Annotated in this window: 11 protein-coding genes; 9 read left to right on the plus strand and 2 right to left on the minus strand. The window is 58.7% G+C overall.

Annotated features, from left to right (window positions below; genetic code table 11):
* The first annotated feature begins 54 nt into the window (after nucleotides 1–54).
* The 5 genes from BN3795_RS08915 to hydG all read left to right on the plus strand — a co-directional run bounded on the left by BN3795_RS08915 (nucleotide 55) and on the right by hydG (nucleotide 8,082).
* Nucleotides 55–2,346 (plus strand): thiamine pyrophosphate-dependent enzyme, encoded by a 2,292-nt coding sequence (locus BN3795_RS08915; protein WP_068784359.1) that lies wholly within the window; start codon nucleotides 55–57, stop codon nucleotides 2,344–2,346.
* Nucleotides 2,347–2,383: 37 nt separating this feature from the next.
* A complete protein-coding gene (gene nuoE, locus BN3795_RS08920) occupies nucleotides 2,384–2,887 on the plus strand; it encodes an NADH-quinone oxidoreductase subunit NuoE (protein WP_068784429.1) in 504 nt (167 codons plus the stop codon).
* 16 nt (nucleotides 2,888–2,903) lie between these two features.
* Complete coding sequence (nuoF, locus tag BN3795_RS08925) at nucleotides 2,904–4,790, plus strand: NADH-quinone oxidoreductase subunit NuoF (protein WP_198524685.1); 1,887 nt, start codon at nucleotides 2,904–2,906, stop codon at nucleotides 4,788–4,790.
* Nucleotides 4,791–4,808: 18 nt separating this feature from the next.
* A complete protein-coding gene (locus tag BN3795_RS08930) occupies nucleotides 4,809–6,545 on the plus strand; it encodes an NADH-dependent [FeFe] hydrogenase, group A6 (protein WP_068784360.1) in 1,737 nt (578 codons plus the stop codon).
* 97 nt (nucleotides 6,546–6,642) lie between these two features.
* On the plus strand, nucleotides 6,643–8,082 hold the full coding sequence (gene hydG, locus BN3795_RS08935) for a [FeFe] hydrogenase H-cluster radical SAM maturase HydG (protein WP_068784361.1): 1,440 nt from the start codon (nucleotides 6,643–6,645) through the stop codon (nucleotides 8,080–8,082).
* 1,883 nt (nucleotides 8,083–9,965) lie between these two features.
* Here hydG and hydF read toward each other — a convergent pair.
* Nucleotides 9,966–11,222, minus strand: coding sequence for a [FeFe] hydrogenase H-cluster maturation GTPase HydF (gene hydF / locus BN3795_RS08940; RefSeq protein WP_068784362.1), 1,257 nt, complete (start codon nucleotides 11,220–11,222; stop codon nucleotides 9,966–9,968).
* A gap of 15 nt (nucleotides 11,223–11,237) precedes the next feature.
* Nucleotides 11,238–12,671, minus strand: coding sequence for an aspartate ammonia-lyase (locus tag BN3795_RS08945; RefSeq protein ID WP_110945095.1), 1,434 nt, complete (start codon nucleotides 12,669–12,671; stop codon nucleotides 11,238–11,240).
* Nucleotides 12,672–12,833: 162 nt separating this feature from the next.
* Between BN3795_RS08945 and yabP the strand changes: the two genes are divergently transcribed.
* The 4 genes from yabP to BN3795_RS08965 all read left to right on the plus strand — a co-directional run bounded on the left by yabP (nucleotide 12,834) and on the right by BN3795_RS08965 (nucleotide 14,674).
* A complete protein-coding gene (yabP, locus tag BN3795_RS08950) occupies nucleotides 12,834–13,115 on the plus strand; it encodes a sporulation protein YabP (RefSeq protein WP_059040382.1) in 282 nt (93 codons plus the stop codon).
* A complete protein-coding gene (gene yabQ, locus BN3795_RS08955; protein WP_068784363.1) occupies nucleotides 13,112–13,699 on the plus strand; it encodes a spore cortex biosynthesis protein YabQ in 588 nt (195 codons plus the stop codon). The genes yabP and yabQ overlap by 4 nt, the downstream gene beginning before the upstream one ends.
* Before the next feature lie 17 nt (nucleotides 13,700–13,716).
* Nucleotides 13,717–14,073: an FtsB family cell division protein gene (locus BN3795_RS08960; protein WP_068784364.1), complete on the plus strand. Its 357-nt coding sequence runs from the start codon at nucleotides 13,717–13,719 to the stop codon at nucleotides 14,071–14,073.
* Between the two features lie 124 nt (nucleotides 14,074–14,197).
* On the plus strand, nucleotides 14,198–14,674 hold the full coding sequence (locus BN3795_RS08965; protein ID WP_059040379.1) for a S1 domain-containing RNA-binding protein: 477 nt from the start codon (nucleotides 14,198–14,200) through the stop codon (nucleotides 14,672–14,674).
* Nucleotides 14,675–14,723 lie beyond the last annotated feature (49 nt).

Below are 14,723 nucleotides of genomic sequence, written 5' to 3' on the forward strand. Positions count from 1 at the left end.
GTGTCATTCCAAGGTGTTTGAACACGCAGAAGAGCCTAAAGGAGGACTTTATCGATGTCTATAACCGAAGAGAAAATCACACAAATGAAGCTGGCCGAGCAAACGGCGGCCTTTGAATCCGGCAATGAAGCGGCGGCGATGGCGGCGGCTCAGATCAATTACCATGTGATGGGGTATTTTCCGATCACGCCGTCCACGGAGATCGCGCAGATTCTGGATCAGAAGAAAGCGCAAGGATTGCATCAGATCCAGTTGATTGCGGCGGACGGGGAGCATGGCTCGGCGGGAATCTGCTACGGGGCGGCGCTCGCTGGAGCCCGGGTAGTCAATGCCACCAGCGCCAACGGATTTATGTATATGATCGAACAGCTGCCGGTGCAGTCCGGGACGCGGTTCCCGATGGTGCTGAACCTGGTCACGCGCGCGATCAGCGGTCCTCTGGATATTCGCGGAGATCACTCCGATTTGTATTACGCCCTGAATACCGGCTGGTTAATCCTGACGGCGAGCACACCGCAAGCCGCCTACGACATGAACATCTTGGCGCTGAAGTGGTCGGAGGATCCGGAGGTGCGGCTGCCTGTGATCGTTGCCTATGACGGATTCTTCACGTCCCACCAGAAACGGAAGTTAAGTTATTTCAAAGACGCCAAGACGGTCCGGGCGTTCGTGGGCGAGACGCCGCCTGCCGGATTCGATAACGTTGCCGACCCGTCGCGGCCGATTTCGGTTGGCGCGCATATGAACGGCGATGACCTGTTGAACAACCACTACCAGCTGCACCTGGCTCAGGAGCGGGCAGCCGAAGTGTATCAACACATCGCCGCCGAATACAAGGCGATATCGGGACGCGATTACCCGGTGCTTGAACAGTATCAAATGGAGGATGCGGAGGTCGCTTTATTCCTGCTGAATTCCGCGGCGGAAACGGCCAAGATGATCGTTGACAAGCTGCGGGCGCAGGGGGTCAAGGCGGGGCTTATACGACCGAACGTCATCCGGCCTTTCCCGGCGGAGGAGATCCGCACTGCGTTGCGGGGCGTCAAGGCGCTGCTGGTAGGGGAACGCGCGGATTCCTACGGCGGCAAGGGCGCCAATATGACACATGAAATCCGCTCCGCGTTAAAGTTGGATCCGGCCAACCAAACGATCGTTTTATCGCGCGTGTTTGGCCTGGGCGGCAAAGACTTCTATCCGGATGAAGCGGAAGCGTTCTTTGAGCTGGCCATCGACGCGATGAATCAGGGCAAGGCCGCGGTGCCCTTCGATTATTTCGGGCAGGTACCCGGCGATCCGGTTCACGAGCTCAGACCGCTGTTGACGCCGCAGCACGGCGATGCCTTTAACAGCGGGCTGATCCAGGTGGCGCCGGACGAAGCGACCGGCAAGCTGAAGGTGAAGCTGCCGCCGCTGCGCAGCCTGACGGCGAAGCCGAAGCGGCTGGCGCCGGGCCATGGCGCTTGTCCGGGCTGCAGCGCGATTTCTTCGCTGGAGCTATTTTACAAAGGCATTGAAGGCGACGTTGTGACGTTGGTTCAAACCGGCTGCACGTACGTCGTGACGGCCGGGTACCCTTACACCTCGCACAAGCAAACGTTCGTGCACAACCTGTTCCAGAACGGGGCGGCGACGGTTGCCGGCGTCGTCGAGGCTTTCTGGGAACGGAAGCGCCGCGGCGAGATCGATGTCTCGGACAACGTGACTTTCATCATGGTGACCGGTGACGGCGGGATGGACATCGGGATGGGGCCGGCGATCGGCTCGGCGCTCAGGAACCATAAGATGATTATTTTGGAATACGACAATGAAGGGTATATGAACACCGGCTCCCAGCTCTCCTACTCCACGCCGCTGGGTCATCAGACCAGCACGTCCGGTGTAGGCAAGGCGCAGAAAGGGAAGGCGTTCCACCACAAGGATACCCCGCAGATCATGGCGGCGACGAACATCCCGTATGTGTTCACCGGGGCGGAGGCATTTCCGCAGGACCTGATCGCGAAGGCAGCCAAAGCGCATTGGTACGCACAGCATGAAGGCCTGGTGTACGGGAAGCTGCTCAGCACCTGTCCGCTGAACTGGCGGTCCGAGGACCAACTCGGTACAACCGTCTTGCAGACGGCGGTAGACTCCTGCTTCTTCCCGTTGTACGAAATCGAGCATGGCGTGACGAATATCACCTACAATCCCGAGGCGAAAAACAAGCGGATCTCGCCGCAGGAATGGCTGAAGATGATGGGCAAGACGAAGCACATGCTGCAGGATCAGGAGCTGCTGGACGCGTTCGAGGAAGAAGTCAACCGGCGCTGGGAGCGGCTGAAGGTGAAGCACGAAAGCCCGCTGCTCTAAGGCTGGCGGCCGGACGATGAAGGGAGAGGATTCGAAGATGGAAGAGACTTGCCGTTGTGCGGAGGATCAGGAGCGGTTGGCCCGGGTTGGGGAAATAATCGATCAGTTCCGTACGCTGCCGGGCGCGTTGATCCCGGTTCTCCACGAAATTCAGGATTTATACGGCTACCTGCCGGAAGAGGCGCTGCAGGTCGTTTCTCGGGAACTGGAAATGCCGATGGCCGAAATCTACGGGGTAGCGACGTTTTATTCGTTTTTCTCGCTCGAGCCGAAGGGAGAGCACGTGATTCACGTCTGCATGGGCACGGCCTGCTACATTAAGGGAGCCCAAGGGGTGCTGGACCGCCTGAGCCAGGAGTTGGACGTTCCGGTGCAAGGGACGACGGCCGACGGGAAATTTACGCTGGAAGCCACCCGCTGTCTGGGGGCTTGCGGTTTGGCGCCGGTTATGACGATCGGGGAGAAAGTGCATGGCCGGCTGACGCCGGGCGAAATACCGAAAATTCTGAAGCAAATGCGCACGCCTGTAGAGACGCATTAGGGGGGAGGTTGGAACGATGAAAACGTTGTTGGATCTTGAAAGCATCCGAACGGCGCAGTTGAACCGGCTGGTCCGCCGCAAGCTGGGCAAGGCCGGGGCTGACGAAGGGGGCGTCGCTGAGCGTTCCGTCATGATCTGCGGCGGCACAGGCTGCGCTTCCTCGGATTCCATGCTCATCGCGGAAGCGTTCGAGCAGGCGGTGGCCAGCCAAGGGATTCAGGACAAAATCGAGGTTGTCCGGACGGGTTGTTTTGGGCTCTGCGAGCTCGGGCCGGTCGTGATCGTTTATCCGGAAGAGGTGTTCTACAACCGGGTGCAGGTGAAGGATGTGGCGGAGATCGTCGACAAGCATCTGCTCCAAGGCAAAATCGTTACTCGCCTCGTCTATCAACAGTCGCTGAGCGAGGACGGGCAGATCAAGCCGCTGCATGAGGTTGAGTTCTTCCGCAAACAGCAGCGGATCGCCTTGAGGAATTGCGGCACGATCGATCCGGAGGACATCGACGAATATATCGCAATGAACGGGTACAAAGCGCTGCATAATGTCTTGACGACCTTGGAGCCGGCGGAGGTCGTGAACCAGGTGAAGGAAGCGGGCCTCCGCGGACGCGGGGGCGGCGGGTTCCCGACCGGGATCAAGTGGGAGACGGCGGCAAGGCAGCGGACGGGGCAAAAATACATCATATGCAACGCCGATGAAGGCGACCCTGGCGCATTTATGGACCGCTCGATCCTCGAAGGCGACCCGCACTCCGTGCTGGAAGGCATGGCGATTGCCGGTTATGCCATTGGAGCGAACCACGGCTTCATTTACGTCCGGGCGGAGTATCCAATCGCCGTGCGGCGGGTGCAGGCGGCGATTAAGCAGGCCCGGGACTATGGGCTGCTGGGTGAAGACTTGTTCGGCAGCGGCTTTTCCTTCGACATCAGCGTCCGTCTGGGAGCGGGGGCGTTCGTCTGCGGGGAAGAGACGGCGCTGATGAATTCTGTCGAAGGCAAGCGCGGCATGCCGAACCCGAAGCCGCCGTTCCCGGCCGTCAGCGGGTTGTGGGGGCAGCCGACGATTATCAACAATGTGGAGACGCTGGCCAACGTGCCGATCATTTTGCTGAAGGGCGCTTCGTGGTATGCGGGGATCGGGACGGAAAAAAGCAAAGGCACCAAGGTCTTCGCCTTAGGCGGCAAAGTCGTCAACACCGGGCTGGTGGAGGTGCCGATGGGGATTACGCTGCGCGAGGTCATTTACGAAATCGGTGGCGGGATTCCCGGCGGCAAGGCGTTTAAGGCGGTGCAGACCGGGGGGCCATCCGGCGGCTGCTTAACGAGCGAGCATCTCGATCGTCCCATCGATTACGATACACTGCTCAGCCTGGGTTCCATGATGGGCTCCGGCGGTATGCTGGTGATGGATGAAGAGACCTGTATGGTCGACGTGGCCCGGTATTACCTTGACTTTACGCGCGATGAATCGTGCGGGAAGTGCGCCCCGTGCCGGATCGGCACCAAACGCCTGCTGGAGATTTTGGAGAAAATCACGGAAGGCAAAGGAACGATGGAGGATCTGGATGCGCTGGAGGAGTTGTCCGAGCAGATCAAGGCGGCTTCGCTTTGCGGGCTCGGCCAAACAGCGCCGAATCCGGTGCTGTCGACGCTGAACTATTTTCGCGAGGAATATATCGCCCATGTGGTCGACAAGAAATGTCCGTCCGGCGTATGCCGCTCGTTGCTTACGTATACGATCGATGCGGAGAAATGCCGCGGCTGTACCCTGTGCGCCCGGAAATGTCCGGCGGAAGCGATCACGGGCGAGATGAAAGAGGCGCATGTGATTGATCCGCAGCTATGCATCAAATGCGGAATCTGCTTCGACAGCTGCAAATTTGCTGCAATTTACAAGAGCTAAAGGGGGGAGCGTTCGAGGATGGATACGGTGAAACTATGGATTGATGAAATGGAAACAGAAGTACCGAAGGGAACGACGGTGCTCCAGGCAGCCCGCGGACTAGGCATTCACATTCCGACCCTTTGCCATCTGCAGGGCATGAACCACCCGTCTAGCTGCCGCGTTTGCTTGGTGGAGTCGGGTCCTCGCCTGATCGCTTCGTGCACGTTGGTCGCCGAGGACGGCATGCAGATTCGGACGAATACGCCGCGGGTGCGCAAAGCCCGCAAGACGACGGTCGAGCTGATCCTGTCGGATCATAATCGGGAATGCCTCACCTGCCTGCGCAGCGGAACGTGCGAGCTGCAGGAGGTGGCGAATCAGATTGGGGTGCGCGACGTGCGATATGCGGGAGGCAAGGCGCGGTCGACGGTCGATATCTCGTCGCCGTCGATCGTGCGCGACACGTCCAAATGTCTGCTGTGCGGCCGGTGCGTCGCGGTCTGCAGCGAGGTGCAGACCGTCGGGGCTATCGGATTCATGAACCGCGGGTTCGACACAGTGATTGGACCGGCCTTGGGTCGGCCGATTGGCGAGTCGGTCTGCGTCAACTGCGGGCAATGCATCATGGCTTGTCCGGTCGGCGCGCTGCAAGAGCGGGAGAATGTGGCCGACGTGTGGCAGGCGATTGCCGACCCGCATCAATTCGTCGTGGTGCAAACGGCACCGGCGGTGCGCGTCGCTTTAGGCGAGGAATTCGGGATGCCGATCGGCACGCGAGTGACGGGCAAGATGGTTGCGGCGCTCCGGCGGCTTGGCTTCAACAAGGTGTTCGACACCGATTTTGGCGCCGATTTGACGATTATGGAGGAGGGCACCGAGCTGATGCATCGGTTGGCGACCGGGGAGAACCTGCCGTTGATGACGTCTTGTTGCCCCGGCTGGGTGAAGTTTGTCGAGCATAACTTCCCGGATCTGCTGGAGAATTTGTCGAGCTGCAAATCGCCGCATGAGATGGAAGGGGCGATGATCAAGAGTTACTTTGCCCAGACGATGGGGATCAACCCGGGGAATATCGTTGTTGTGTCCATCATGCCGTGTACGGCGAAGAAGTTCGAAGGGCAGCGAGAAGAGCTGGCCAGCGAATCGCGGCAGGACATCGATTACGTGCTGACGACAAGGGAGCTCGCGCAGATGATCAAAGAGGCGGGGATTGATTTTGTGAACTTGCGCGGCGAAGCGTTCGACAATCCGTTTGGCGAGGCTTCGGGGGCCGGCGTAATCTTCGGCGCAACCGGCGGGGTAGCCGAGGCGGCGCTGCGGACGGTGTTCGAGCTGGTGGCCGGCGAAGAGCTTGAGACGGTGGAATACACCGCCGTGCGAGGGATGGACGGAATCAAGGAGACGACGGTGGAGCTGCCGGACGGCCGAAAGATTCACACCGCCGTCGTTCACGGGCTCGGCAACGCCCGGAAGCTGATGTCGATGATTCAGTCCGGTCAGCGCCGGTATGAATTCATCGAGGTGATGGCCTGCTCGGGCGGGTGTATTTGCGGCGGCGGGCAGCCGTTTGTGGATGCCCGCCTGCGGGATACGCTCGACGTGAAGGCAGCCCGGGCCAAGGCCATTTACGACGAGGACGAAGCGTCTACGGTTCGCAAATCGCATAAGAACCCGTATATCCAGCAGATTTACCGCGAGTTTTTGGAGAAGCCGAATAGCCATAAGAGCCATATGCACTTGCACACGCACTATTTGGTGCGCTCCCGCTATTAGGGGATAACCGTTGCGAGGTGCGCGATATGTGTTTACAACCGATGCCGCGCGCTTCGCAACGATGCAGACTTTTGGTATCTAACAGGGAGGGATGGGGATGAGTAGATCAAATCAATGGGAGGCGGCGGAATTCATTCGGGATGAAACGATCGTATCGGCGCTTGCCTACGGGTCGCAGCTAGCCCGCGACCGCAAGAAGGTGCTGGCGATTCTGGAGCGTGCCCGGGCCGCCAAAGGCATCACTGCGGCGGAAGCCGCCGTCCTGTTAAATGTGGAGGACGATGTGCTGCTGGAGGAGATTTACCATGCGGCCCGCGAGGTGAAGGAACGGATTTATGGGAATCGGATCGTTCTGTTTGCTCCGTTATACGTTAGCAACTTCTGCGTTAATAACTGCGAATACTGCGGATATAAGCAGTCTAATGAGGGGATGGTTCGCCGGCGTTTGAACCGGGAGGAGTTGATCCAGGAGGTCGAGGTGCTGCAGCAAATGGGGCACAAGCGGCTGGCGCTGGAGGCTGGGGAGGATCCGGAGCATTGCCCGATCGATTACATTCTTGAATGCATCGAGACGATCTACTCGGTGAAGGTCGATAACGGTAGCATCCGCCGGATTAACGTCAATATCGCCGCGACGACGGTGGAGGATTACCGCAAACTGGCGAACGTCGGGATTGGAACCTACATCCTGTTCCAGGAGACGTACCACCGTCCGACGTACAGCCGGATGCACCAGCAAGGTCCCAAACGCGATTACGACTGGCATACGACGGCGATGGACCGGGCGATGCGGGCCGGCATCGACGACGTTGGGGTTGGGGTATTGTACGGATTGTATGATCACAAATACGAGACGATCGCTATGCTGATGCATGCCGAGCATCTGGAAGCAACGTTCGGGTGCGGGCCGCACACGGTTTCGGTCCCGCGCCTTCGGGCGGCGGACGGCGTTGATCTGAACAGCTTTCCGTATCTCGTGAACGATCATGAGTTCAAGAAGATCGTGGCTGTGTTACGGCTCGCGGTGCCTTATGCCGGCATGATCCTGTCCACACGGGAAGATGCGGAGTTCCGCGACGAGGTGATCAAGTTGGGGATTTCCCAGATCAGCGCAGGCTCTTGCACCGGTGTCGGCGGGTATACGGACACGTATGGAAGCGAGGGTATGGTGTGCCCCGGCGGCGGGGATACCGCGCAGTTCGAAGTCGGCGATCACCGCTCACCGCTGGAGATGATCAAGTCGCTGTGCCGGGACGGCTATATCCCGAGCTACTGCACGGCTTGTTATCGGGAGGGTCGAACGGGCGACCGTTTTATGCGCTTGGCCAAATCGGGCCAGATCCACAACGTCTGCCACCCGAACGCGCTGCTAACCCTGCAGGAGTATCTGCTTGACTACGGGGATGACGAAGCCCGGGAGATGGGAGCCACGCTGATCAAAAACAATCTTCGCCGCATCCCCAAAGCGTCCGCCCGCGATGCGACGATCAACCGCCTGCAGCGCATCCAGAATGGGGAGCGGGACTTGCGGTTCTAAGTCGAGCCGCTGGATGCAAACTGCAAAAGCCTTCAATCCCGCCTAATGGCGGCGTTGAAGGCTTTTTGGTCGTGAATCGGTTGCTGGCGCCGGCAGGTTGACCAACCGACAACCCGTCCTGTGGCCCACCCTATTCCACTTGCCAACGCACAGGGCTCGATTCATGCGTACGAACCGGAAGAACCGCACATACCGCACGACCCCCGGCTAACGCTTGCCAGGATGCTTATTTGGGCGAAACGAAGGGGATTTGATTTCTAACGCTTGTCAGGAAGCTTATTTGTGCCAAATGGCCCCGTTTCGGGGGCAAAACCAGCAAATAAGCTTTCTCCTAAGCGTTACATTCTGAAATCCCCCGTTTTGGGCCAAATAGCGTTGCTGGCAAGCGTTAGAGCTTCGGCTCACCCTAGTTGCAGGTGTCGCTGTTGTCGATAATGCTGTTGCTCCTTTCGCCACTGTCCCTGCTATACCTGCTACACCTGCTACAGTCCTTGCTGTCGACTACAGTTGCTGCTTTTCGCAACCTTCGCACCTGTTGCTGTTAATTACTCTTTTAACTGCCGCCGAACACTGCCAACCAATGCCAACTGCTAACGACTGCTAACCGCTAATTGCTCCTAACTACTGCAACTACTGCAACTACTGCAACTACTGCTAACTACAGCCAAGCGACTGCTAACTGCGGCTAACTGCGGCTAACTGCGGCTAACTGCGGCTAACTGCGGCTAACTGTGGCTAACTGTGGCTAACTGTGGCTAACTGCGGCTAACTGCGGCTAACTGTGGCTAACTGTGGCTAACTGTGGCTAACTGCGGCTAACTGCGGCTAACTGTGGCTAACTGCGGCTAACTGCGGCTAACTGCGGCTAACTGCGGCTAACTGCGGCTAACTGCTGCTAACTGCGGCTAACTGCGGCTAACTGCTGCTAACTGCGGCTAACTGTGGCTAACTGTGGCTAACTGTGGCTACTGCGGCTAACTGCGGCTAACTGTGGCTAACTGTGGCTACTGCTGCTAACTGCTCCAAACTGCCTCTAACACACCATTGGCGTCTGCAGCTCCTGCTAACTTTTCTGTTGGAGTAACTATTCCGAATCCGGGCTCCGGCTAACGCTTGCCAGGATGCTTATTTGGGCGAAACGAAGGGGATTTGATTTCTAACGCTTGTCAGGAAGCTTATTTGCGCAAAATGGCCCCGTTTCGGGGGCAAAACCAGCAAATAAGCTTTCTCCTAAGCGTTACATTCTGAAACCCCCCGTTTTGGACCAAATAGCGTTGCTGGCAAGCGTTAGAGCTTTCAGTGGCAGCGTTGTTGCCGCAGCGTCAGAAGCTCTTTCGTTGCTTGCCTTGTTCTAGCTTCGTTGCCACAGCACATGTTACTCTTAGTTACTCTACTGCCCCAGCCCAGCCCAGTTCCTCCTGCCACTCCTGCCATTCCCGTTACTCTTGGTTACAGTTACATCTCTTCCCCGATACACCTGGTAGACCCGCTAGGCCCGTAACACCCGTAACACCAATTACTCCAATTACTCCAATTACTTCCCGCTACTCTTGCGACTCTTAAGCTTCTTGTTACCCTAACATGGGCCAACTTGAGACGCTACCATGGAGCGGGCATCCTTTGCTCGGACGTATCCCGGCTAACGCTTGCCAGGATGCTTATTTGGGCGAAACGAAGGGGATTTGATTTCTAACGCTTGTCAGGAAGCCTATTTGTGCCAAATGGCCCCGTTTCGAGGGCAAAACCAGCAAATAAGCTTTCTCCTAAGCGTTACATTCTGAAAACCCCCGTTTTGGGCCAAATAGCGTTGCTGGCAAGCGTTAGAGCTTCGGCTCACTTCGGCTTAACTTCGGTTCGCTTCGATAGCCTGTTCCCGAGCTCTTTTACTGCGGCTCCCGGGCCGCTTCCTCCCATGCCATCATGGCGGAGGGGAAGAGCTCGATGGCGCGAGGGAACACGCCGTGAAGGTAGGCGATCAACACGCCGTAGTTGACGATCGGGACGCCGGCGGCTTCGGCCTCGCCGAGGCGGTGCAGCATGGCCCGGCGATTGAGCATACAGGCCCCGCAATGGACGATCAGCGCGTAGCGAGACAGGTCCGGCGGGTAGCTGAAACCGGAGACGTGCTCGATCTGCAACTGCTTGCCGGTGGACTGGCGCAACCAGCGGGGGATTTTGACGGTGCCGATATCATCGGATTGCTGATGATGCGTGCAGGCTTCGGCGATCAATACGCGATCGCCGTCCCGCAGGTTTTCCACGGCCCGCGCGCCTCGAACCAGCTCGCCTAAATCGCCCTTATGCCGGGCGAACAGGATGGAGAACGAGGTCAGCGGCACATCCCGCGGCGTATCAGCGGCCACCTTGAGGAAGACCTGCGAGTCGGTGATGACGAGCCGCGGCTTCGTCCCCAGCCGTTCCAGCGTGGCCCGCAGCTCGTGCTCCTTCGTCACGACGGCGATGGCGTCGCTCTCGAGCAGGTCGCGGATCGTTTGCTGCTGCGGCAGGATCAGCCGGCCCTTGGGGGCGGCGTTGTCGATCGGCACGACCAGCACGACGAGATCGCCCGGCGCTACGAGGTCGCCGACGAGCCGGAAGCGCTCCTCCTCGTGCGGAAGTGCGGCGACGATCGCCCGCTTCAGCTCGGGGACACCGCGGCTGTCCAGGGCGCTGAACGCTACACATTCCGGTAGGCCCAGCTGCGCCTTCACCTCATCAAGCGCAACCCCCGTATCGGCATCCAGTAGCGTATCGACTTTGTTCAGCACGCCCACGACCGGGATGTTCCGCTGCCTCAACTCGGCCAGCAGCTCCCGGTAAAAGTCGTCGGCTCCCGCCAAGGCGTCGATCACCAGCAAGGCGAGGTCGGCGCGGTGGATCAACTCCCGCGTTTTTTGTTTGCGCAACTCGCCAAGCATCCCTTCGTCATCCAGCCCGGCGGTGTCGATCAGCACCACCGGCCCCAGCGGCAGCAGCTCCATCGCTTTATACACCGGATCGGTGGTCGTTCCCCGCACCGGCGAGACCACGGCGGTCTCCTGCCCGGTCAAGGCGTTGACCACGCTGGATTTCCCTACATTCGTCCGGCCGAAGACGGCGATATGCGTCCGTTCTCCGCGCGGCGTTGCGTTCAGGCTCATCTCGCGTTCCCCCTCTTATTCGCCGGGGATCCCCGGCTTCGTGACTTGCAGCGGATTCAGGATGGCGGCGGCGCGTTCGGCGGTCAGCCAGCCGCCTTCCACGGCGACGTGCTCCACCGACAGCCCCTCGCGCCGGGCAATCCCGGCAATCTCGGCCGCCGCCTCGTAGCCGAGATGCGGGACCAGCGCGGTGGCCAGCACGGTGGAGCGCCGCAGATGCTCGCGGCATACGCCCTCGTTGACGGCAATGCCGCGAAGGCAGCGCTGCTCGAACAGCGGGACGGCCCGCCCCAGGATCTCCAGCGATTCCAGCAGGGAATCGGCGATCAGCGGGCCATACGCGTTCAGTTCGAGCTGGCCGCCGGCGGCGGCCCAGGTGATCGCGGCGTCGTTCGCGATCACCCGCATGGCCGTCTGGCCGGCCATCTCCGCCATGACGGGGTTCACCTTCCCCGGCATGATCGACGAGCCGGCCTGGACGGCGGGCAGCGCGTATTCGCCGATGCCCCCGGCGGGGCCGGACGCCAGCAGCCGCAGATCGCCGGCGATCTTGAACAACGTCACGGCTGCCGCCTTCAGCAGCCCGGACACCTCGACGAAGACGTCCATATTCTGCGTCCCGTCCATCGGAAATTCGCTGCGCGCCAGGCCCAGCCCGGTCAACTCCTGCAGCGTGTCGGTCACCTGGAAGACGTAGGCCTTGGGCGCGTCCATTCCGGTGCCGATCGCCGTGCCGCCGAGATGAATCTCGCGCAGCCGCTCCTCGGCCTTATACAGCCGCCACCGGTCGCGGGCGACCGCCTTGGCGTAAGCGCCGAATCCCTGGCCGGCCATCATCGGCAGGGCGTCCATCAGCTGCGTACGCCCCAGCTTCAGCACGTCCGCGAATTCCCGCTCCTTCTCCTGCAGCGCTTCCTGCAGGGAAGCATACGCCTCGCTGAGCGGGCGCAGCAGCCGGATCGCCGCGATCCTGAGCGCGGTCGGGTACACGTCGTTCGTCGATTGGCAGCGATTGACGTGATCCAGCGGATGGACGAGGTTGTAGTCGCCTTTGGACCCGCCCAGCCGTTCGATTGCTAAATTGGCGACCACCTCGTTCACGTTCATGTGGGTGGACGTCCCCGCCCCGCCCTGCAGGGCGTCGACGACGAATTGATCCGCCAGGGCGCCGCCGGCGATCTCGTCGCACGCCGCTTCGATCGCTTCCGCCACCTCTGCCGGGATCAAGCCCAGCTTGCCGTTAACCCGCGCCGCCGCCTTCTTGACCACGGCGATCGCTTCGATCAGCCGGGGATGAGCCGGACGCCCGCTGACCGGGAAATTCTCTGCTGCCCGCGCCGTATGAATGCCGTAATAGGCCTCTGCCGGGAGGGCCATCGGCCCTAGCGCATCGGTCTCCCGGCGATATTTTTGACCGAAATCGGAACCCTTTGAGAATGGTTGACGCATCTGGATTCGCCTCCAACAACGAATGTCAATCTCTTCCACTTCATCGTAGTTGAAAGCGGTTCCGAACAACAGTAAAGAAGATCACGTTATCGGCCGGAAGGAACTTGTTCTAAAGCCGATTTTTCGTCCATAAGCTAGGGATAAGAAGGAGGGGTACATGCCATGGTCGAACCCAATAAAGCTAAGCATCAGGAGCTGCATCTGCTAAATCGCAAGCTGCTGGATATTTCGGGGGTCCTCAATGTGGAAAGCTTCGACAGCGAGGAATTCCTGCTTCAGACCGAACTTGGACATCTGACGATCCGAGGGCAGAATTTACATATCAAAAACCTGAACCTGGAGCAGGGGCTGGTCAGCATCGAAGGTACGGTCAATTCGCTGTCGTATTTGGATCCGGGTTCCAATTCGTCCGGTAAAGGCCTGCTCGGCAAGTTGTTCCGATGAATTTGGAGACGCAATGGGCGACCCTGCTCTGGATGCTGGCCTCCGGGGGGATTATGGGCATCGCCTTTGACAGCTATCGCGTCGTCTCGGGACAACTGCGGTTTCCCCGCTGGAGCGTCCATGCCCTCGACTTGCTCTACTGGTTGGCTGCTGCTTTATTCGTCTTCCGCACGTTGTACCACAGCAACCACGGGGAACTTCGGTTCTATGTGTTTCTGGGCCTGTTTCTAGGCATTTGGATTTATTTTTTGTTCCTCAGTGTTATCACAGAGCGTTTTGTGTTAATGTTAATGAGGACAACTAACAAAATTTATCGCTTTATCGTACGAATACTCAAGATTCTCATCATCGCTCCGTTACTATGGCTGGTCAAAATGATCCGGATCTTGCTCGGATTCGTTTGGATTGTGCTGCTGTTCCTGGGCCGGGTGACCTTGCTGCCGATTTGGAAGCTGCTCGTATGGGTGCTTAGACCTATATGGACAAGGCTTCGCATTCCGCAGGGTTGGGACAAGATCCGGCATGGGGCAGCGATTTGGCGGGAGCGCGTTTTGCGTCTATTACGCTGGTTCAACAAGGAATAAGGCTGGGAGGTGTCCTCATGCGCGAAGGGTCAACAAATCCGAAAACATCAAACCCGAATCCGTCCTCCGGAAACGGATCTGCTTTCGCGAAGCGCAGGCTGCGGCTCTGGATGGGATTCATGGTCCTGTTCTTGGGCTGGGCCGGGTACACGTTTATTTCCCAAGCTGGGGACATCGGCGGCAAGTCGGAGCAGCTGGCGGAGCGGCAAGCCGCAAAGGCAGCCAGCGAGCAGAGCTTGAACCAGCTCAAATATGAAATTAACCGACTGAACGACCCCGAGTACATCGGACAAATTGCCATGAAGAAATATGGTCTATACAAACCGGGCGAAATCCCGGTCCGGGTATCCGAGTCTGAAGCCGGAAATGACTGACCCCATGCGGGTTGACGGGACATCCGTCTGTTGACCTTGTATCCGTCATTCGGTATAATCAAATCACCGCAGTCATGATTTCGAGGCCTGGCTGTATATTTTTAAGGGAGGATCATTTTATTTTATGGCAATTGAAGTGGGCACCAAGTTAGAAGGAAAAGTGACAGGCATCACGCATTTCGGAGCATTTGTGGATCTGTCAGGAGGTGTCACGGGTCTCGTTCACATTTCGGAGATCGCCGATAATTACGTGAAAGACGTTAACGATCATCTGAAGATCGGCGATACGGTTACCGTTAAGGTGATCAATGTCGATAAGGACGGCAAGATCGGACTTTCCATCAAGCAGGCTGTTGACAAACCGGCCGAAGCCAGACCGCCTCGCGCACCGAGACCGGACCGGCCAAGCGGAAGAGACGGAGACCGTCCGGGCGGAGGATTTAACCGGGACCGGGGAGGACGTTCTTTCAAGCCCCCAGCCAACAAAGCATCTTTCGAAGACAAAGTATCTCGTTTCCTGAAGGACAGCGAGGAGCGCATTTCTTCGCTCAAGAAGAATACGGAAGGCAAACGCGGAGGACGCGGAGCCAAACGAATGTAATCCCTGAAAACTTAAACGATCAAACCCACCGCAGACGGTTTCTCGCCTG

Origin of the sequence: Paenibacillus phocaeensis, from assembly GCF_900021165.1 — a bacterium.
Lineage (GTDB): Bacteria > Bacillota > Bacilli > Paenibacillales > Paenibacillaceae > Fontibacillus > Fontibacillus phocaensis.